This window comes from Cyanobium sp. T1G-Tous (assembly GCF_024345455.1).
Classification (GTDB): domain Bacteria; phylum Cyanobacteriota; class Cyanobacteriia; order PCC-6307; family Cyanobiaceae; genus Cyanobium_A.
The window spans coordinates 17,125-35,991 of sequence record NZ_JAGQBD010000010.1; the positions used below are offsets into that span (position 1 = coordinate 17,125).

Sequence of the window (18,867 nt, forward strand, 5' to 3'; positions counted from 1 at the left end):
ATAGGCATCAGAAACCGACAGCTAGCCTGGGCCGCGCCAGCATCAGCCGAAAGCACGACAATTGCAGTAATTGCTAACGACACATTTAGACTCAGCGCGTTCCTGCTAGCCGAGACACATTTAGACTTCAAATGCAGCATTGAAAAGACCAGTCGTGATAATCAAAATCCACACTAGATCCTCAAGCCTGATAAAAAGTACATGCCATTAACAATGCATGGCAAAGTAATGGATAATTCGATGATTTCTGAGATCATCAACTTGAGTGAACTGCTGCCGTGCCTATGACTACCGCCATCGCTATGACAATCGGAGGCAGCGATTCCAGCGGCGGCGCCGGCATCCAGGCCGACCTCAAGACCTTCACGGCCATGCGGGTATTTGGCTGCTCGGCCATCACCTGCGTCACCGCCCAAAACACCACAGGTGTCAGCCGCGTGGACTCTCTGCCGCCAGAGGCCCTAAGCGCCCAGATCACCGCGGTGCTCACCGACCTGCCGGTAGCAGCCCTTAAAACCGGCATGTTGCTCAATGCCAGCCTGATCGAAGCCACCGCTGCCGCCCTGGCGCCGTTGGCGATCCCGAAATTGATCGATCCGGTGATGGTGTCGCGGGCAGGGTCAGTGCTGCTTGAGCCCAGCGCCATTGCTGCCTATCGGCTGCTGCTGCCCCAGGCCGAGCTGCTCACCCCCAACCTGCACGAAGCCCAGCTACTCAGCGGCGTGACGATTGAGGCTGCTAGCGATCTGGAGCTTGCGGTTGAGCAAGCGGCGCAGAGGCTGCTGGAGCTGGGGTCAGCAGCGGTGCTGGTAAAAGGCGGCGGCCGGCCAGAGCTGCGCGGCCGCGACTACCTCCTGCAGCGGCATGCCCCTGGGCAGTGGCTCAGCCACGCGCCTATTAGCACCATCCACACCCACGGCAGTGGCTGCACACTGGGGGCAGCGATCACTGCCCAGCGGGCCCTGGGACGATCCCTTCAGGAGGCCGTTAACGAAGCCAAGCGCTACGTGGAGGGCGGCTTGCGCTCCGCCCTAGCCATTGGCGCTGGTCAAGGCCCGCTCTGCCACTGGCATGCCTATGAATCAGTCGAGCAGCGGCAGGCTCCATAGGATCGGCCCACTCCCGTCAGAGCTTCGTGGCCCATTCCGCAGGACATCATGCCCCACTCCGCCTGACTGGTGGCGGCACCCTGGCGGGAACCGTGCAGGTGCCTGGGGATAAATCAATCTCCCACCGGGCCCTTTTGTTTGGGGCTATCGCCGAGGGAGAAACGCGCATCGAGGGCTTGCTACCGGCGGAGGACCCGCTTAGTACGGCCGCCTGCCTGCGGGCCATGGGCGTGGAGGTATCGCCGATTCAGGCCGGCCAGCCAGTGACCGTGCAAGGCGCCGGCCTTGATGGCTTCCAGGAACCTGGCGATGTGCTCGATTGCGGCAACTCGGGCACCACCATGCGGCTGATGCTGGGGCTGCTGGCAGGCCGGGTGGGCCGCCACTTCGTGCTCACTGGTGATGGCTCCCTACGGGGCAGGCCGATGCGGCGGGTCGGAGCCCCCCTGGCCCAAATGGGTGCCCAGATCCATGGCCGCGGGGACGGCAACTTTGCACCCTTGGCGGTGCAGGGCCAGCCGCTGCGCGGCACAACCATTCACACCCCGGTTGCTTCAGCCCAGGTGAAGAGCGCCATCCTGCTTGCCGCCCTCACCGCTGACGGGCCCACCACCGTGATCGAGCCGGCCCAGAGCCGCGACCACAGCGAGCGAATGCTGCGGTCCTTCGGCGCCGAGTTATCTGTGGGCGGTGAGGGCAACACAGTGGTCACCCTGACCCCGGGGCAAACGCTCAAAGGGCAAGCCGTGGTGGTGCCAGGTGACATCAGCTCCGCCGCTTTCTGGCTGGTGGCCGGTGCCATCACCCCAGGCGCTGAGATCACAGTGCAGAACGTGGGGCTCAACCCCAGCCGGACCGGCATCCTCGAGGTGCTGGAGCAGATGGGCGCTCAAATCAGCGTCCTCAACCGCCGGGATGTGGCCGGGGAGCCTGTGGGCGACCTGCGGGTTTGCCACGGCCCGCTGCAAGCCTTTGAAATCGGTGGCGACCTGATCCCCCGGCTCGTTGATGAAATCCCAGTGCTAGCCGTTGCCGCCTGCTGCGCCGGCGGCATCAGCCGCATTCGTGACGCCGAGGAGCTGCGGGTCAAGGAAACAGACCGCCTGGCGGTAATGGGACGGCAGCTCGGGGCGATGGGCGGCCGCATCGAGGAATTCGCAGACGGCATGACTATCAGCGGCTGTACCGAACTGCATGGCGCAGAGGTTGACAGTGAGACCGACCACCGGGTGGCCATGAGCCTGGCGGTAGCCGCCGGCATCGCCCAGGGCGACACCCTGCTGCACCGGCCGGAAGCGGCGGCCGTCTCCTATCCGGGCTTCTGGGACGACCTAGCCCGCCTCAAGCAACAGGCAAACTGATACCTATTCCACCTAAAAGTCCATGCTCGCCGTCGCCGTATTGGCCGCAGGGAAGGGCACCCGCATGAAGAGCGCCCTGCCCAAGGTGCTCCAGCCCCTAGCCGGTGCCACCCTGGTGGAGCGGGTACTGGCCAGCTGCGAGCAGCTTCAGCCAGAGCGGCGCCTGCTGATCGTTGGCCACCAGGCCGAGCGGGTGGAGCAGCAGATGCAGGGCCTAAGCGGCCTGGAATTCGTGTTGCAGCAGCCACAGAACGGCACTGGCCACGCCGTGCAGCAGCTGCTCGAGCCGCTAAAAGACTTCAGCGGCGATCTGCTGGTACTCAATGGCGACGTGCCGTTGCTACGCCCCGAAACCCTTGCGACCCTGCTGGAGCAACACCGCAGCAGTGGCGCTGCCGTGACCCTGCTGACAGCCAGGCTGGACGATCCCAGTGGTTACGGGCGAGTGTTTGCCGATGCCAACGGCTCAGTTAGCGCAATCGTGGAGCACCGCGACTGCAACGACCACCAGCGTCTCAACGACCTCACCAACGCCGGTATCTACTGCTTCAACTGGGCCAAGTTGGCCGAGGTGCTGCCCAAGCTCACCACCGACAACGACCAAGGCGAGCTTTACCTCACCGACACGGTGGCCCTGCTCCGACCGGCCATGCACCGAGAGGTGGCCGATGCCGACGAAATTGCCGGTATCAACGACCGGCTCCAGCTCAGCCAATGCGAGGCGGCACTGCAGGAACGGCTAAAGCGCCACTGGATGGCTGAGGGTGTCAGCTTTGTCGATCCAGCTAGCTGCACCCTCAGCGAGGGCTGCCGCTTTGGCCAGGATGTTGTGGTTGAACCCCAATGCCACTTCCGCGGTAGCAGCTCCATCGGCGATGGCTGCCGCATCGGGCCCGGCTGTTTGATCGAAGACAGCAGTTTGGGAGCAGGTGTGACCGTGCTCTATTCAGTGCTGCGCCAGGTGCAGGTGGGTGGGCACTGCGCCATTGGCCCCTTCGCCCAGCTACGCCCAGGCACCTCTTTGGCGGAGCACTGTCACGTCGGCAATTTTGTAGAAGTGAAAAACAGCAGTCTTGCCAATGGCGTGAAAGTAAACCATCTCAGCTATATCGGCGATGCAGATCTTGGTGCTGGCGTCAACGTGGGTGCAGGCACAATCACCGCCAACTACGACGGCGTACGCAAACACCGCACCGTGGTGGGCGCCGGCAGCAAAACCGGCGCAAATTCTGTGCTGGTGGCACCACTGACCCTGGGCGAAAACGTCACCGTTGGAGCTGGCTCGACGATCACCAAGGACGTGCCGGCCGGGTCGCTCGCCTTGGGCCGCGCTCGCCAGCTCGTCAAGGAAAACTGGTCCACCCAGTTAAACCAGCCAAGCCCTCCAGCCCCATAGGCTGCGCCAATCCTCCCCAGCTTTTATGAATCGAGACAGGCGTCCTGCAGCTTCACCAGATGCAGCTTCACCAGATGAAGAGGGCTTTCTCTACGAGCCGGTGGAACGGTTTGGCGAGAGCATGACCAGTCCCAAACCCTGGAACAAAGCTGCCCTTGCCGGGGTGGAACTATTAAACGGTCGGGTGGCCATGCTTGGCTTTGTCGCAGCAATCGCCGGCGAGCTTCTCACCGGCAAGGGCATGGTGGGCCAGCTGGCTGCCATGTTGCATTGGTATTTGGGCTGAAAGCAGAAAGGCCCCGAGTGAACCACCACCCAGGACCTTCGCCCGAAGGCACAACATCGTGAAATGCTGCTCCGCAGCCATCATGGCCGATCGCGCCGAGCCCGGAGGGCCGATTAGAGAAGCGGGATCAAGCGCTCTAGAGCAACTCCCCGACTGGCCTTGAGCAGAAGCACATCTCCAGGCTGCAGCCATTGCTGCAATGGCTCGGCCGCGGCCTCCGGGCAATCCACCTGCTTTAAACGCGATAGGCCAGTGGCCGCCGCAACCATGGCCGCCCCTTCCTCGCCCTGGTCCACGATCACCAGCCCATCAAGGTCTAGCTGCCTTGCCCGCTCGGCCACGCTGCGGTGCAGAGAGAGGCTCTGCTCGCCCAGCTCGAGCATCGTGCCGAGCACCGCGAAGCGGCGGCCTGGCTGCTGGGCCAGCAGATCCAAGGCGGCAAGCACAGCCTCCGGTGAGGCGTTATAGGTCTCGTCAAGTATCAGCACGCCATTTTGCTGCAAACGGCGACTGCGTCCTCCGGGCAGATCCACCTGCAGGGGCCGCCAACGCTCAGGCTCAAGGCCGAGCTCACGAGCTACCGCCATGGCAAGCATCAGGTTGCGGGCGTGATGCACTCCCTCGAGCGGCATGGGCAGGGCCACTCCGGCCAACTCCAAAATCTCCCCCTGGCAATCAAGGCTGCCCACCAGATCTGCGGCCGCTTCATGGCCTTCTCCCTGCAGGGCAACCCGCACTACCCGGCCAGACCACACCCTGGCCAGGGCACGGTCCAGAAGAGGATCACCAGCCGGGATCACCACCAAGCCATCGGGCCCCAAACCAGCCACGATTTCACACTTAGCCGTTGCGATTGCCTCGCGACTGCCAAGCCGGCCGATGTGGGCTGTGCCGATGTTGGTGATCACTGCCACATCGGGGCTGGCGCAACGACTCAGTCGTTCGATCTCACCGAGGCCCCGCATGCCCATTTCCACAACCAAGGCCGCCTGATCAGGGGCTGCGCCGAGCAAGGTCAGGGGGACGCCAACGTCGTTGTTTTCGTTGCCGCTGGAAGCCCAGATCGGCCCAAGCGGAGCCAGGGCACTGCGGATAAGTTCCCGCGTGGTGGTCTTGCCGGCGGAACCAGTCACCGCCACCACTGGCGCTGCAAGCTGCAGGCGCCAGAGACGCGCCAGATCCTGGTAAGCCTGCAGGGTGTCCGGCACCAGCCAGAGGGGAACATGAGCTGCGGCGGCAGCAGCCAACACACTGGCCTGGGAGGCTGGCGCAAGGTGGCCCGCCTGGGCTACCAGGGCGGCGGCTCCTGCCTCGAGGGCACCGGCAAGGAAGCCATGGCCATCGAAGCGCTCGCCAATCAGCGGCAGAAAAAGGTCGCCGCCGCGCAGCTGGCGGCTATCGGTGCAGATGGCCTGAGAGGCAAGCTTCAGCTCCGCCTGATCCACCGCCAGTGGGCCGGTGGCGGGTGGACCCCAAAGCTCCTGCAACTGGGCTAAACGCAGACTCATCGTCGGCTGTCGGGGCGATGCCGAGGATCATGCCTGAGGAATTGGCTCCGCCTCCAACAGCACCATGCCGCTACCCACCCGGGCGGCCTGAGCCAGCAGATTGCCACCAGGTGCAACCAGGCGCAGACGCTCGTAACCCAACTCGCGGCCGCGCAGCAGCCAGAGATCGGCTTGCTGCTGGCGTCGCTGCAATGGCAAGCCTGCCCAGGTACTCACCAGCTCCAGATCGAGCAGCCCCTGCTCGGGGTGGGGGAGCGCAGAAGCAATACAGCCATCGGGGTCATCGTTTGAGAGCAGGGCCAGCAGGGGGTCGAGCTCAAGGCGCACGGCAGGAGCAGGCTCTGCAAGCTCAGGAGGCTCAGGGGAGCTTGGCGCTGGATCAACAGAGCGAGCAGCTGGCTGGCTTAGGGCCTGGGCAAGCTGCAGATCAGAACGGGGGGCAACTTGTTCCACAACTGGTTGAACAGCTGGTTGAACAGCTGAACTACCCGCAATATCAAAAGTGGAGGGGGTGGGGCTAGAGAAGACAGTTTTTATCAGCAGCGTCAGCAAACACGCCAATACAGCCAGGCCCAGGGCTAGCAGCACCGGCCAAAAAAAGGTCGCGAGTGCTTGGGGCCAAAAGCCAGGCACGGATAAATCTCCCTCACGGTTGCGGCGCACCAGCTCCCGCAGCTTGAGCACCGTGCTGGCCAAGGCGGCACGCAGGTCCACTGCAAGACGGCCCCAAGGTTCTACGTAAGGGGCCGGATAGGGAGCAGGCGGCTCCGAACGGCCCGATCTATCGGGGGCGGAAGTGGGTGGCGTCACCAAAAGCGGTTCAACGACGCTTCAGCAGGGAAGCCAGGCCCCGCCGGCTGGGGTCAGCATCTTGACCTTGGGAGAAACGCTCAACCGCGGCAGCCTCAGGCGTTGGCTCTTTTACCCCGCAAACGTCGCGGTACATGGCGTCGTATTCGAGCGCCGAGCGGGCCCAGCTGAAGTCCACGCCCATGCCCCGGCGCTGGAGTTCCTGCCAACTGGCCTGATTGCGGTAGGCCTCCCAGGAGCGCACGATCGCCGTATAAAAATCGATTGGCTCATAGCGATCGAAGCCATAGCCGTTGCCGCTGCCAGCCAGGGGGTCGTTGGGGGGCACGGTGTCCACCAGACCGCCCACCATCCGCACCACTGGAATCGAGCCATAGCGCATGGCCAGCATCTGGCTGATACCGCAGGGCTCAAAGCGACTCGGCATCAAGAAAGCGTCGCTGCCGGCATAAATCAACCTTGAAAGGGCATCGTCGTAGGTGAGGAAAACGGCGAAGCGGCCGGGATGGCGCGCTGCCATCTGCCATAGCCCCGACTCATAGGTTCGATCCCCCGTGCCCAGAACAACAACCTGGCTGTCGGTATATGCCAACACCCGATCAGCAACCTGCAGCAGCAGGTCGACACCTTTTTGATCGACTAGCCGGCTCACCATTCCCATTAGGTAGGAGCGGGGATTCACAGCCAAGCCAAAGCGCTCCTGCAGGGCCTGCTTATTAATGGCACGGGGGGCTAAATCCGCAGCCGAAAACTGGGCTGGCAGGCTGGCATCAGTGGCTGGATTCCAGTCTTCGGTATCAATGCCGTTGAGAATGCCGCGCAACTTGCCACTGATGAAATTCAGCAAGCCATCGAGATGCTCGCCGTATTGGGGCGTGCGGATCTCCATCGCATAGGTGGGAGACACCGCATTGACCCGATCGGCGTACAGCAAAGCCGCCGCCATCGTGTGGTCCCCTTGCATATACCAGGGACACCAGGTGATTCGATCAAGTTTCCAGCGCCAAGGGCCCTGATACTTGAGATTGTGGATTGTGAATACGGTGCTGATCTCCGGGTCTTGATGCATCCACACCGGCAACATGCCGGTGTGCCAGTCGTGGCAGTGCAGCACCTGAGGTTTCCAGTGATTCCAGCAGAATTCCGCAGTGGCGCTGGCAAAGAAAGTGAAGCGCCAATCCTCGTCTTCGCCGCCGTAGATGCGCTCCGGATCGAACACCGGATGGCCCACTAAATAGAGAATCAGGCCGTTGGTGGGATGGCGGGCCTCAAAGACAGCGAAGTCATTGCCCATCGTGTGGCCGCGCCAGATGGGCTCTGGCGAAACCTTCAACTTGGACCACAACTTGCCGTAACCCGGCAGGATGATGCGTACGTCGTGGCCTAAGGCAGCTAGGGCAGGGGGCAAGGAGCCCACCACATCCCCCATGCCCCCGACCTTGATCATCGGCGCGCATTCGGCCGCCGCAAACAAGACCCGCATCCCAGAGTTACCGGAGGTGGTCGCAACTCTACGGTCGTCGCTAAGGCAACACCGTCACGGGCGTGCCCATCTCCACCAGATCGAACAGTTCGCGCACATGCTCATCCAGTAGGCGCACGCAGCCGTGAGAAACGGCCTGGCCCACGCTGTGCCGCTGGGGTGTGCCGTGGAAGCCAGCACTGACGCAACCCTTCACTACAAGGTGTTCGCTGCCGTTGAAGCCGGCGCGGCCCTTGCAGTCGCGGTGAAAGCCGATCCACCGGCTGCCTAGGGGGTTGGCAGGTCCAGGCGGGATGAGTTGGCCGGAGGCGGGATGCTCCCAGGTGGGATCTACTGCTAGCTCGATAACCGAAAACTGACCCACCGGGGTCTCCCAGCCCGGCCGACCGACACCCACCGGGAAGCGTTTGCGCTCCTGGTTGCCCTCTAGGACCAACAACTGGCGCTGGCGCCGGTCTAGTACGAGCCGACGCTGCTGAGCTGGCTCCACAGCTGCACCGGCAAGGGGTGGCACAAAAAAAACGGCTCCCACTAGCAGGGGCGGAAGCAACCGCAGCAGCCCCAAACAACCCACTGCCCTGAGAAGAAATCCGTTTGTTTTCAAGGTAGCCAGGGAGCATCGGAGAAGTCCGGCGGTCGCTTCTCAAGGAAGGCATTGCGCCCCTCCTGGCCCTCTGCTGTTCGATAAAAGAGATGGGTGGCCTGGCCGGCCAGCTCCTGAATTCCTGCTAAGCCGTCGGTTTCAGCGTTGAAGGCAGCCTTGAGGCAACGGATCGCCGTGGGGCTGTGCTGCAGCACCTCGCGCGCCCAGCTGATCCCCTCCGCCTCCAGCTGATCAAGGGGCACAACCCCATTCACCAAGCCCATGGCCAAAGCCTGGTCGGCCCCGTATTGACGGCAGAGGAACCAAATCTCCCGCGCCTTCCGCTGGCCCACCAGCCGGGCCAGGTAGCCGGCGCCAAAGCCCCCATCAAAACTGCCCACCCGCGGTCCCGTCTGGCCAAATACGGCGTTCTCAGCCGCCAGGCTCAGATCGCACAGCAGATGCAGCACCTGGCCACCACCGATCGCGTAACCGGCCACCAGGGCAATCACCACCTTCGGCAAGCTGCGGATCAGGCGTTGCAGATCCAGCACATTGAGACGGGGCAAACCCGACTCGTCGAGATAGCCCCCATCGCCGCGCACACTTTGATCGCCGCCAGCGCAAAAGGCCCAACCGCCATCAGCCGCTGGGCCGGCACCGGTAAACAACACCACCCCGACCCGAGGGTTGTCGCGAACTCGGGAAAAGGCGTCGCAAAGCTCCTGCACGGTGCGGGGCCGGAAGGCGTTGCGCTTGTGGGGTCGGTTGATCGTGATGCGGGCGATCCCCTCCTCGCACAGGTCAAAAAGGATGTCCTCGTAGGAGCCGGCGGGCTGCCACTGCACCGCTGACGGGGTCGGGGAGGAAGGGCTCAAGACTGCATCAGGGCTTGGGCGGCCATTCTGCGCAAGGTCTGGCGCCTGAGTGCATCGGCGCGGCGATCGCTGACCAGCTCAAGCAGCGCCAGCGGCTGCTGCAGCGCCCAGTCCAGCTGGGATGGCAAGCCAGCAAGCTGCTCCACCCTGCGCCCCGGCACGCCATGGGCTGCAGCCAAGGCCAAGTGATCAAGCTGCTGCGGCATGGCAAACAACCTCTCGAAATCCAGGGCCTGCTCAGGCGTAGTGCGTATCGGCAGCTGCTCAAAGATGCCGCCACCGCCGTTGTTGATCAGGATCACGGTGAGACGCCCCTTTAGTTGGCGCTGCCAGAGCCAGCCATGGCTGTCATGGAGCAGGGCCAGATCACCCGTGAGCAGCACCGCCTGGCCATGGGCCTCAGCAACCCCGCAGGCGATCGAGAGGGTGCCATCGATGCCGGATGCCCCTCTGAACCCATAAACCGGTCGCCAGGGGGCAGCGGGATTGGCGAAGCTCTCCCAATCGCGCACCGGGCTGCTGTTGGCAAGCACCAGCGGCAAACCGGCGGGCAGCAGGAGCCCCAGTTGGCGCGCCAAACAAAGCTCGTTAACACCGATTTCAGCCACACCACCACTGGCTAGCTGCTGATCTAGCCAGAGTTGTAATTGCAGCTCCCGCTGGTGCCAGCAGGCCCCAAACTGCAGGGCCTCGCCACTGGGGCCGCCGGCCCAGATAGTTGGAGGCAAGCTGGCGCTCCAGCCGGCCAAACCGGCGGCGCTCTGCTGGCATCCTCTGCCGAGCCATCCGCTGCCGAGCGGATCAAGACATCTCGGCTCGCCCTCACTGACAAGCCACTGATGAGCGTTCTGGTCGGCCAGCCAGCGCTGTAGGCGGCGGCTGGCGGGCAAGGGGCCAAGGCGCAATACCTGGGCTGAACGCAGCTTGGGCTCAGGAGCCTCGAGCAGTAGGTCGTAGCTGCTGATCAAATCGAGTTCAGCCAACCCCCGCAGCCCACTCAGTCCGTCGGCCAGCACGGGCCAGCCCGTGCGCCGCTGCCAGCGCAGCAAAGCCTCCACATAACCAGTCCAGTGCTGGGGCAAGCCGCGCCAGGGACCAGCAACCACCACCCCAGGCTGGTCTGGATCGGGAGCGGGGCTGAAGGGCGTTGCCTGGATCCCTGATCCAGTTGCACTCAGGGCGAGCTCGCCCAATGACGGTGATCTTGACGAAAGGGGAGTTGTCTCAAGAGAACCGTGGGCGATGGCCTCAAGCAGCGCCGGCCCGTCCGCATGTAGAGGTTCGGCAAAGGGAAGGTTGAGGTGCACTGGCCCCGGGGCCAGGCCAGGGGGACGGGTTGCAGACCATGCCTGGCGAGCCAGGGCAGTGATGGCAGCGTCCGTCATGGCAGCCAGTCCTGTGCCATCGCCCTGGCCAAACCAGCGCACACTGGCTGCCAGAAAGCTTTCCTGGTTCACGGTCTGGTTTGCCCCACAGCCCTTGAGTTGGGTGGGGCGATCAGCACTGATCAGCAAAAGGGGGATGGCGCCATAGTCCGCTTCCACCGCGGCGGGCAGCAGGTTTGCCACAGCGGTGCCCGAGGTGGTGACAACCGCAACTGCTTTTCCAGTGGCCCTGGCCAATCCCAGGGCAAAAAAGGCGGCAGAGCGCTCATCAATGGCGGTAAACAGCGTCAGCCCGCGCGGCTCAAGCACGCCTAGGGCCAGGGCCAGGGCACCGGAGCGACTGCCAGGACACAACACGGCCTGGCTGAGCCCCTCACCCATCAGGGCCTTCAGCAGCAGCAGCGCCGCCTCGAGATTGCGACGGGCCAACTCCACGCCAGGGCGGTTCAGGATGGATTGAACCAGTCTCCACTGCCCCCTTGTCGTCCTCGCCCCGCAGCAGCACTTCCAGCCTGGTCGAAACCCTGCGCCGCCAGGTGGTGCCAGTACTGGTCTGGGTGTTGCTGGCCCTGGTGCTGCGCTGGGCGGTGCTGGAGCCCCGCTGGATTCCCTCGGGATCGATGCTCCCAGCCCTGCAACTGCAGGATCGGGTGCTGGTGGAGAAGCTGCGCGCCCGGCTGCATCGCCCCGTACCGATCGGCACCGTGGTGGTATTCCATCCCCCCACAGCCCTGGTAGCCGCTGGCTACGACCCCAAGGCGGCCCTGATCAAGCGGGTGGTGGCACAAGCGGGCGATGAAGTGGAGGTGCGCGATGGTGTGCTTTGGCGCAACGGCAGCAAGGCGCCGATCGATTGGTCAGCCGAACCGATGGACTACCAGCTGGAACCCCTCACGGTGCCCCCAGACCATCTGTTGGTTTTGGGTGACAACCGCAATGCCAGCTTGGATTCCCACCTCTGGGGGCCCCTGCCTCAAAAGGCCTTGATCGGCACGGCGGTGCTTCGCTACTGGCCCCTAGATCGGTTTGGCTGGTTACGGATCTCCGCCATGGGCCACCCCCCTGGTACGACGAATGAGCTGGGGTAAGGTGCAATCCGGATGCAGCGCACGCCGGCGATGTTCAACCCGGAGTTCCTGACCACCGATAACGAAGCGATCAGCGGTAACTCGTTGATTCAGTACCTGCAGGAGCAATCTCCTGATGTGCTGCAAAGGGTTGCTCGCTCAGCCAGTAGCGACATCCAAGACATCATTCGCCACAACGTCCAAGGGCTGTTGGGGATGCTTCCCGGCGAGCAGTTCGAGGTCAAGATTCAGACCAACCGAGAAAACCTGGCTGGCCTGCTGGCTTCAGCGATGATGACCGGCTATTTCCTGCGCCAGATGGAACAGCGCATGGAACTGGACACGAGCCTGCTGGGCTGCGGAGATCTGGACAGCGACCTCGATGCCGACCCAGGCGAGCTCAGGCTCTGAGTTAGTTCAAGCTCAGAAATCCCCTGGCCCAGGCTCCGCGGGTTGTTCAGGAACCACTCCAAAGCGCAGGAGGGTTTTGTCAATGCCGCTCAGGTAAGCCCAGCTGCCCCTGTCTGGTGCCCAATCGCGCCCTTCCAGGCGGTCTGCAAGCTCCCTTAGTTGCTGAGGGCTGCAGGCCAGCGGAGCTTCGTAATGGGCCGGCACCAGCCAGCGGATTTCGGCTTGGCCAGCCAAAGTGCGGATCCAGGTGACCAGGGCGGCCCGGCAGCGGGGAAACACCAGCCGCTCCAAGACAGGCGCCACCAGCAGTGCAGCCTCAGAACCAGGCACTAGCCGCCGAAATTCAGCCTGCCAGCCCTCCTGCCAGCGGAAGGGATAGAGACCGAAATAGGCCCGCGGCGAGCGCACCCCCGCGGCCAGCAGGCCAGAGAGCAATTCCCTGATTCCAGGCACCTGCAGATGATCTGGGCGGAGATAGGAGGCAAACAACACCAGTCGCTGCCAGCCCCGTCTGCGGCAATCAGGAGTGTCGAGCAGGGGCGCATCACCGCGATCCCTGGCATGGAAAAGCAGCGGTGTTGGATCGGCATCAAATAGCTCTGGGGGCTGCTCACTGATGGCCACTAGGGCATCGGTGAGCAGCAGGCAGCCGCTAGCGCGGTGCAGGCAGGCCGCCTCCATGAAGGTGCCCAGGCCTAGATCTAGGGGCCCGAGCGGTAGCCAGTGCAGCTCATCGGCATGGGGGAGCCCCTGCTCAAACAGCACCCGGGTGCGCTGGGCCGGGAACCCCAACCAGGACAGCGGCAGCGGCAAGGGGAAGCTCCACTGCCGTGGTGTCACCCACACCTGGGCAGCAGGGAACGCCCTTGCCATCGCCGGCACCGGCAGCTTGTGCTCGAGGCCAGAGCTGGTAGGCAGCACGATCGTGCAAACGGGGCCGTAGCGGTGTTCCAGCTCGGCAAGAGCTGCCCGCACCTCTCCAGTGGGGGGCACGGGGGCATAGAGCAACAGACCAGCACGCAAACGCACCACCGTCATCCGGATCGGCACTGCCACGTAAAACACCCCCTGGAGCTGCTCAAAACTCCAGACCTGGCCAGGGATCAATTCGCGCACCAAGGTGCGGCGGCGACCGTAGGGGTAGAGCGGCAACAGCGGCCACCAGGGCCAGCTCTGATCTGCGCCAGGCGCCGCTGAATCTCTGCTGGGGAGCTGGGTCACCTCAGGCCAGCAGCACCAAGCTGACACTCATCACCAGCATTCCTGCCGTGAGGCCAGCAATCATCACGTGATGATGGGCCCCGGTGCGCTGGGCGGCAGGCAGCAATTCATCGAAGCAGATGTAAATCATCAAGCCGGCGACGCTGGCGAAAACCAATCCCATCACCGTGTCGCTGAGAAATGTTTTTAAAAAGACATAGCCCACCACTGCACCGATGGGCTCAGCAAGCCCTGAGGCGAAAGACACCCAAAAAGCAGTGCGGCGGCTGCCAGTGGCGTAATACACCGGGGCTGAAATCGCCAGGCCCTCGGGAATGTTGTGGATGGCTATGGCAATAGCGATGCTGATGCCAAGCCTGGGACTTGAGAGGGCACCAACAAAGGTGGCCAAACCCTCTGGAAAATTGTGGATGGCAATCGCCAGGGCCGAAAACAACCCTGTGCGCAGCAAGGTCTGCGACTGGGCCCTGGGCAAGTTGGCCTCAGTAAGGGTCAGATCATGGCTGGGTAGGACGTTGTCGATCAAGGCAATCACCACCATGCCAGCAAAAAAAGCCAGCACAGTTACCGCATAGCCGGTAGTGGCTCCAAGCCCGAGGGCCAGCGCTTGCCTGGCCTTGGGAAATATCTCCACAAAGGAGACAAAAATCATCACGCCAGCCGAAAAGCTCAACGACAAACTGAGCAACTTGGGGCTAAATCGCCTCGACACCAGGCCAAGCAAACTGCCAAGCCCAGTGCAAAGACCGGCTGCCAGGGTGAGCAGAAAGGCAAACAACACCCGCTGATCGAGGGCAATCAAGGGGTTGGCTCCGCTGCCATCAGATCTGAGCTGTCCATGCCGGCAGGGGGCAGGTTGCGAAGCCACTGCCGGCCCTGCTCGAGAAATGCAGGCCAGTCAAGTTTTTCCGCCGCCGCTGCCGTGGCCACCAACAGGGGTGCCTGGCGTTTGATCTCGGCGAGATCCGGCTCGCTCACCCCCGCCGAGAGGGCCAACATGTCAGCCATGGACCTGGCCACAACCCTGGTGAGATAGGCGGCGCTGAGCGCCTGCAACGCACCCCCCACCAGCCAGGTGGCGCCATGCAACTTGACCAGGCCAGTAAGAAGCTGGCTGCTCCATTCCACAACCCCCTGGGCGAGGGCTGCCTTGGCGAGTTCGCTGGCGGCGGCCTGCAGCTGCTCGAAAGTCCAGGGGCAATCCCAGAGTCGAGCCATTTCGCGCAACATCAAGCCATTAGCCACCGCAAGCACCAGCAGATCGAGGCTTGGCAGGGGCGCCGCCACAACCCCCGCCGCCACCAGCCATTGGGTGCGCCGCTGCAGTGGCAGGAAGTGCTGCCGCCGCAGCTGCTCAAGATTGCACTGCCACAGGCCATGCAATTGCTGAAGACGACGCAGCTGGCGGCCGCGGCGCAGCTCAGCTCCGGCACTGGCGAGGTGGCGGGCTAAGGGCGAAATGCTGGCCGCAAGCGTCGTGGGCAGGCCGTTCCAAAACAGGAGACGCTGGGAAAGATCCTGTCCAAGCTGGGAACGCAATTCAGCGGTCAGAGCTTCGAGAGTCTGGTCACCGCTGCTGAATTCCACCAGCAGCCAGGCGGGCTGAGCGGCGGGTAGGGCCTCTAGCCAGCGCAGATCAGCAGCTGAGAGAGGAGTGCGCAGATGGTGGATCAGCAGGTCGCAGGCAGCAAATGCTTCAGGCCAAGACCAATCCTTGCTCCAAGCCGGCAAGGGGTGGGCCCAGTGAAGCTGAAGTGACTCGGGACCACGCAGGGCCTCGATCAGATCTGGCTGCAGAGCCACAGCCGGAGGAAAGGTACCCACTAAGGCCAACTGCAAGCCCTGCCGATCCAGCTCCTGGTGCAGGGCTGCCAGTTGGTCCTTGCGCATCCGGCTATCAAGCTCAGCCTGGGCTGGAGCTGGTTCCCCTACCAGCCGTAAAAACTGACCCTCAAGCTGCTCCAGGCGCCCCAGCCAGCCGGGCACATCCGTAGGGGCTGGCCCCCGGGGTTGGCGGCGGCGCAGCAGCGAAGCACCCAAGCCCAGGCCCGCCAAGGTGAGACCAGAGGCGATGGACAGGTGGCTCAACCGCAGTAGCCCATCGAGGGCAAACCAGCCCGCAAGCCCGGTGCCGATAGCCGGCAGCCATGGTTTGAGGGTCTTGGGCATGGCCTGGCGGACCATGGCTAACCCGTCGAGCTGGGGGATGGTCACCGGCGGCGTCAACGGCCCTGGACAAGCTGATGCATCTTTAGCTCAGCTTGAGACGCTGCGCAGGCGCCAAATGCCAATAGCTTGGGCGCGAGTCGGGGGTCTGCCTTGCCAGCTCCAGGAGTAAGGGACAACCCAATGGAGGTTCGCCAGGACACCCGCGAACAAGTGAAGCGAGTGCTGCTGGTGGCCCTGGCCGTCAACATCAGCATGACGCTGTTGAAATTGCTGCTGGGGCTATTGAGTGGCTCACTCGCCGTGCTGGCGGATGCCATGCACAGCGCCACTGACGGATTTTCAAGTCTGTTGGGACTGGTGACCAATGGACTTTCGGATCCCGAACCGGACCGGGACCATCCATACGGGCACCACAAATACGAAGCGGTGGGTGCCCTGGCTATTGCAGCCTTCATCCTGTTCACCGCCTTCGAGATCCTGCAGGCCGCCCTCGGAAGGCTGCGCACCGGACTACAGCCGTTGCGCATGGACAGCAGGGAGCTACTGGTACTACTGCTCGTGCTTGGTATCAACATTCTGTTGGCTGGCTACGAGCGGGCCGAGGGGCGAAGGCTTGGCAGTCCCCTGCTCAAGGCCGATGCGGCCCACACCAGCAGCGACATCTGGACAACAGCAGTGGTGCTGGTGGGTCTAGCCGGAGCGGTGTGGCTCAACCTCAGTTGGCTCGATGTCGCCCTAGCGATTCCACTCTGCTTGCTGCTGGTGCGGGTGTGCTGGTCGGTGCTGCGAACCAACTTGCCCCAGTTGGTTGATCAGATCGCCATTGCCCCGGAGGCCATTCACCAGGTCGCGATGGAGGTGCCGGGGGTACTCAACTGTCACGACATCGCCAGTCGCGGGGTGCTCGGCCAGCAGGTCTTCATCGACATGCACATGGTGGTGGATGCCAATGATCTGCCAACGGCGCACCGGATCACCGAATTGGTGGAGGAGCACCTAGAGGCCCGGTTTGGTCGGGTGCGCTGCACGATCCACCTCGAACCCCGGGAATACGCCAGCGCCGCGATCACCTTTAAGGGCACCCATGGCTGAGCAGCTGCCGCAATTGACACCGCCGCAATTGACACTCCCGCAATTAACACTTAGGCAGCAGGCCCAGCTGCTGGATTGGGCACTGGAACTACAGGCTGCTCCCATTTGGGTTGGCAGCCTGCCGGTGGCCCTGCTTGAGCGCTGCTGGCTGAGGCTGCGCCGCATATCACTGGAGCAGCTTGCCCTGGTGCTGCCGCCAGATGCCAGCGCTGAAGCACCGGAGCTGGTGCGCTATCGGGACTGGATCTCCGCCGGACAGCCGGCCTGGTCAGCCCAGTTGCGCTGCTGGCATGAATTCGGGCAACCGGCCTGCCAGGAGGCGCTGCGCCACTTCTGGGGCCACCAGGAGCGAGGCAACCACGGCTGGACATTTGCTGCCTACCTGGAGCTGCTGGAGACCTATCGAAACCAATTTCAACCAGGGGCCCAGCGGGCCCTGCCCCTGATCGTGCTAGCTCGCAGCGGGCAGCGGGAGCCCCATCGACTGCACTGGCTCACCCCCCCCTTGGCCAGCCGATGCGGCACACTTGCCCCTGACTGCACAGGCTGAGGCGATGGCCGACGAAACCACCCCCTCTCAATCTCGCGATGACCAGGGAGGGCGCGCCGGTGGCGGCCGCCCGCCAGGCAACCGCGAACCCGGCGGATTCCGCATCCGGCTCAGCGATAACGAGATGCGTGCCGCCAGAGCCATTCAGGAGGGCTTCGCGCTGCGCTCCACGGTGGCTGCCCTCGGCTTCGCCATTCGCACGGTGGCCCAGCTGCTCGAGGATGGAAAACTCGACGAACTGGTCGCTCAACAAAGGGCCCAAGCCGGTCCCCGCAGCGATTCCCCCCGCTCCGAGCGCCGGCCAGGGGGTGGCGAGGGCCGGGTGATCCGTCAGGAGCGGGCACCTCGCATCGACCCGTTCGCTCGGCCCAGCAAGCCTCCTGCTCCCGTGGCAGAGCCCATCGAGCCCAGCTCTGAAGAGGCTGCCCCCGAAGAGCTGGCCCCCGAAGGTCTTGCCGCTGAAGATCTTGCCCCCGAGAGCGCTGAGAGCACCGAAAACTCTGAGAGCACCGAGAGCTGAGTCCCATGGCACGGCCGAGGGTTCTGTCTGGGGTGCAACCCACCGGGGCTCTGCACCTGGGCAACTGGCTGGGCGCGATCCGCAACTGGGTTGATCTCCAGAGCAGCCACGACACCTTTTTTTGTGTGGTCGATCTTCATGCGATCACTGTTCCCCATCAGCCAGCCCAGCTCGCCGAGGACACGCTCTCAACAGCAGCTCTCTATCTCGCCTGCGGCATAGATCCCGATCGCTCAACCGTGTTCGTGCAGAGCCATGTGAGCGCCCACTGCGAACTCGCCTGGCTGCTCAACTGCGTCACCCCGCTCAATTGGCTGGAGCGGATGATCCAGTTCAAGGAAAAGGCAATCAAACAGGGGGACCAGGTGTCTGTGGGCCTGTTGGACTACCCGGTGCTGATGGCTGCCGACATCCTTCTCTACGACGCTGATCTGGTGCCTGTGGGGGAGGACCAAAAGCAGCACCTTGAACTCGCCCGCGACATTGCCCAGCAGCGCATCAACGCCCGTTTTGGCAAGCGGAATCCAGATGGTGAGGTAATTCCAGTGCTCAAGGTGCCCGAGCCCTTGATCCTGCGGGAAGGGGCCCGGGTGATGAGCCTCACCGATGGCAGCTCAAAGATGAGCAAAAGCGACCCCAACGAGGGCTCACGAATCAGCTTGCTGGATCCGCCTGAACTGGTGGTTAAAAAAATAAAACGGGCCAAAACCGACCCCACCATGGGACTGGAATTCGGTAATCCGGAGCGGCCTGAAGCAGACAACCTTCTAGGGCTTTACGCCCTGCTGGCCGGCAAAACCAGGCAGCAGGCAGCCGAGCAGTGCGGCGCCATGGGCTGGGGCACGTTTAAGCCCCTGCTGGCAGATGCTGCCGTGGAGGCCTTAAGACCAGTGCAGCAGCGTTATCAGGAGTGGCGTCAGCAGCCTGGAGCGGTGGCGGAGGTGCTGCGCAATGGCCAACACAAAGCTGCAGCGGTTGCCGATGAGACCCTCAAACGGGTGCGGGAAACACTGGGTTTCTTGCCGCCCGGCTAGGAAC

The 18,867-nt window shown here is 63.4% G+C and carries 19 protein-coding genes; 10 read left to right on the top strand and 9 right to left on the bottom strand.

Annotated features, from left to right (window positions below; genetic code table 11):
* The first annotated feature begins 284 nt into the window (after positions 1–284).
* The 4 genes from thiD to KBY75_RS07400 are packed head-to-tail and all read left to right on the top strand — an operon-like array spanning position 285 to position 4,152.
* Complete coding sequence (thiD, locus tag KBY75_RS07385; protein WP_255023498.1) at positions 285–1,109, top strand: bifunctional hydroxymethylpyrimidine kinase/phosphomethylpyrimidine kinase; 825 nt, start codon at positions 285–287, stop codon at positions 1,107–1,109.
* A 26-nt stretch (positions 1,110–1,135) separates the two neighbouring features.
* Positions 1,136–2,470 carry a 3-phosphoshikimate 1-carboxyvinyltransferase gene (gene aroA, locus KBY75_RS07390; RefSeq protein ID WP_255023499.1) on the top strand — a complete coding sequence of 445 codons (1,335 nt, stop codon included), beginning with the start codon at positions 1,136–1,138 and terminating at the stop codon, positions 2,468–2,470.
* A 22-nt stretch (positions 2,471–2,492) separates the two neighbouring features.
* Positions 2,493–3,866 carry a bifunctional UDP-N-acetylglucosamine diphosphorylase/glucosamine-1-phosphate N-acetyltransferase GlmU gene (gene glmU, locus KBY75_RS07395; RefSeq protein WP_255023500.1) on the top strand — a complete coding sequence of 458 codons (1,374 nt, stop codon included), beginning with the start codon at positions 2,493–2,495 and terminating at the stop codon, positions 3,864–3,866.
* A gap of 25 nt (positions 3,867–3,891) precedes the next feature.
* On the top strand, positions 3,892–4,152 hold the full coding sequence (locus KBY75_RS07400; RefSeq protein ID WP_255023501.1) for a chlorophyll a/b-binding protein: 261 nt from the start codon (positions 3,892–3,894) through the stop codon (positions 4,150–4,152).
* A gap of 113 nt (positions 4,153–4,265) precedes the next feature.
* On the opposite strand, the gene murF is transcribed toward KBY75_RS07400, so the two are convergent.
* Genes murF through menD form a run of 6 tightly spaced genes read right to left on the bottom strand, consistent with a single transcriptional unit; the run spans position 4,266 to position 11,234 of the window.
* Positions 4,266–5,660, bottom strand: coding sequence for a UDP-N-acetylmuramoyl-tripeptide--D-alanyl-D-alanine ligase (gene murF, locus KBY75_RS07405; RefSeq protein WP_255023502.1), 1,395 nt, complete (start codon positions 5,658–5,660; stop codon positions 4,266–4,268).
* A 27-nt stretch (positions 5,661–5,687) separates the two neighbouring features.
* Positions 5,688–6,470 carry a hypothetical protein gene (locus tag KBY75_RS07410; RefSeq protein WP_255023503.1) on the bottom strand — a complete coding sequence of 261 codons (783 nt, stop codon included), beginning with the start codon at positions 6,468–6,470 and terminating at the stop codon, positions 5,688–5,690.
* A 10-nt stretch (positions 6,471–6,480) separates the two neighbouring features.
* Positions 6,481–7,953, bottom strand: coding sequence for a glycogen synthase GlgA (gene glgA, locus KBY75_RS07415; protein ID WP_315859073.1), 1,473 nt, complete (start codon positions 7,951–7,953; stop codon positions 6,481–6,483).
* A gap of 40 nt (positions 7,954–7,993) precedes the next feature.
* Positions 7,994–8,503, bottom strand: coding sequence for a L,D-transpeptidase (locus KBY75_RS07420; protein WP_255023504.1), 510 nt, complete (start codon positions 8,501–8,503; stop codon positions 7,994–7,996).
* A gap of 50 nt (positions 8,504–8,553) precedes the next feature.
* On the bottom strand, positions 8,554–9,414 hold the full coding sequence (menB, locus tag KBY75_RS07425; RefSeq protein ID WP_255023505.1) for a 1,4-dihydroxy-2-naphthoyl-CoA synthase: 861 nt from the start codon (positions 9,412–9,414) through the stop codon (positions 8,554–8,556).
* Positions 9,411–11,234 (bottom strand): 2-succinyl-5-enolpyruvyl-6-hydroxy-3-cyclohexene-1-carboxylic-acid synthase, encoded by a 1,824-nt coding sequence (gene menD, locus KBY75_RS07430; protein WP_255023506.1) that lies wholly within the window; start codon positions 11,232–11,234, stop codon positions 9,411–9,413. Before menD ends, menB begins: the two co-directional genes overlap by 4 nt.
* Before the next feature lie 44 nt (positions 11,235–11,278).
* Between menD and lepB the strand changes: the two genes are divergently transcribed.
* A complete protein-coding gene (lepB, locus tag KBY75_RS07435) occupies positions 11,279–11,887 on the top strand; it encodes a signal peptidase I (protein ID WP_396098088.1) in 609 nt (202 codons plus the stop codon).
* 30 nt (positions 11,888–11,917) lie between these two features.
* On the top strand, positions 11,918–12,277 hold the full coding sequence (locus KBY75_RS07440) for a DUF760 domain-containing protein (protein WP_254936978.1): 360 nt from the start codon (positions 11,918–11,920) through the stop codon (positions 12,275–12,277).
* A 12-nt stretch (positions 12,278–12,289) separates the two neighbouring features.
* Here KBY75_RS07440 and KBY75_RS07445 read toward each other — a convergent pair whose 3' ends face one another.
* From KBY75_RS07445 to KBY75_RS07455, 3 genes are read right to left on the bottom strand one after another with little or no spacing between them, the layout of a single operon-like run.
* Positions 12,290–13,498, bottom strand: a complete 1,209-nt coding sequence (locus KBY75_RS07445; protein WP_255023507.1) for a DUF4336 domain-containing protein — start codon at positions 13,496–13,498, stop codon at positions 12,290–12,292.
* Position 13,499: 1 nt separating this feature from the next.
* Positions 13,500–14,300, bottom strand: a complete 801-nt coding sequence (gene zupT, locus KBY75_RS07450) for a zinc transporter ZupT (RefSeq protein WP_255023508.1) — start codon at positions 14,298–14,300, stop codon at positions 13,500–13,502.
* The gene (locus KBY75_RS07455; RefSeq protein ID WP_255023509.1) at positions 14,297–15,712 is read right to left on the bottom strand and encodes a YcjF family protein; all 1,416 of its coding nucleotides are present in this window, start codon (positions 15,710–15,712) and stop codon (positions 14,297–14,299) included. The genes zupT and KBY75_RS07455 overlap by 4 nt, the downstream gene beginning before the upstream one ends.
* Before the next feature lie 135 nt (positions 15,713–15,847).
* On the opposite strand from KBY75_RS07455, the gene KBY75_RS07460 reads away from it, so the two are divergent.
* Genes KBY75_RS07460 through trpS form a run of 4 tightly spaced genes read left to right on the top strand, consistent with a single transcriptional unit; the run spans position 15,848 to position 18,863 of the window.
* Entirely contained in the window at positions 15,848–16,759 is a 912-nt protein-coding gene (locus KBY75_RS07460) for a cation diffusion facilitator family transporter (RefSeq protein ID WP_255023510.1), read from the top strand.
* The gene (locus KBY75_RS07465) at positions 16,752–17,309 is read left to right on the top strand and encodes a hypothetical protein (protein ID WP_255023511.1); all 558 of its coding nucleotides are present in this window, start codon (positions 16,752–16,754) and stop codon (positions 17,307–17,309) included. Before KBY75_RS07460 ends, KBY75_RS07465 begins: the two co-directional genes overlap by 8 nt.
* A gap of 4 nt (positions 17,310–17,313) precedes the next feature.
* Positions 17,314–17,829: a hypothetical protein gene (locus tag KBY75_RS07470; protein ID WP_255023512.1), complete on the top strand. Its 516-nt coding sequence runs from the start codon at positions 17,314–17,316 to the stop codon at positions 17,827–17,829.
* A gap of 5 nt (positions 17,830–17,834) precedes the next feature.
* Entirely contained in the window at positions 17,835–18,863 is a 1,029-nt protein-coding gene (gene trpS, locus KBY75_RS07475) for a tryptophan--tRNA ligase (RefSeq protein WP_254936899.1), read from the top strand.
* The last annotated feature ends 4 nt before the right edge of the window (positions 18,864–18,867 follow it).

Bases quoted from the DNA above. Each gene is read 5' to 3' on its own strand.
- thiD (WP_255023498.1), top strand. From the start codon at position 285: ATGACTACCGCCATCGCTATGACAATCGGAGGCAGCGATTCCAGCGGC.
- glmU (WP_255023500.1), top strand. From the start codon at position 2,493: ATGCTCGCCGTCGCCGTATTGGCCGCAGGGAAGGGCACCCGCATGAAG.
- KBY75_RS07400 (WP_255023501.1), top strand. From the start codon at position 3,892: ATGAATCGAGACAGGCGTCCTGCAGCTTCACCAGATGCAGCTTCACCA.
- murF (WP_255023502.1), bottom strand. From the start codon at position 5,660: ATGAGTCTGCGTTTAGCCCAGTTGCAGGAGCTTTGGGGTCCACCCGCC.
- glgA (WP_315859073.1), bottom strand. From the start codon at position 7,953: ATGCGGGTCTTGTTTGCGGCGGCCGAATGCGCGCCGATGATCAAGGTC.
- KBY75_RS07440 (WP_254936978.1), top strand. From the start codon at position 11,918: ATGTTCAACCCGGAGTTCCTGACCACCGATAACGAAGCGATCAGCGGT.
- KBY75_RS07460 (WP_255023510.1), top strand. From the start codon at position 15,848: ATGGAGGTTCGCCAGGACACCCGCGAACAAGTGAAGCGAGTGCTGCTG.
- KBY75_RS07465 (WP_255023511.1), top strand. From the start codon at position 16,752: ATGGCTGAGCAGCTGCCGCAATTGACACCGCCGCAATTGACACTCCCG.
- KBY75_RS07470 (WP_255023512.1), top strand. From the start codon at position 17,314: ATGGCCGACGAAACCACCCCCTCTCAATCTCGCGATGACCAGGGAGGG.
- trpS (WP_254936899.1), top strand. From the start codon at position 17,835: ATGGCACGGCCGAGGGTTCTGTCTGGGGTGCAACCCACCGGGGCTCTG.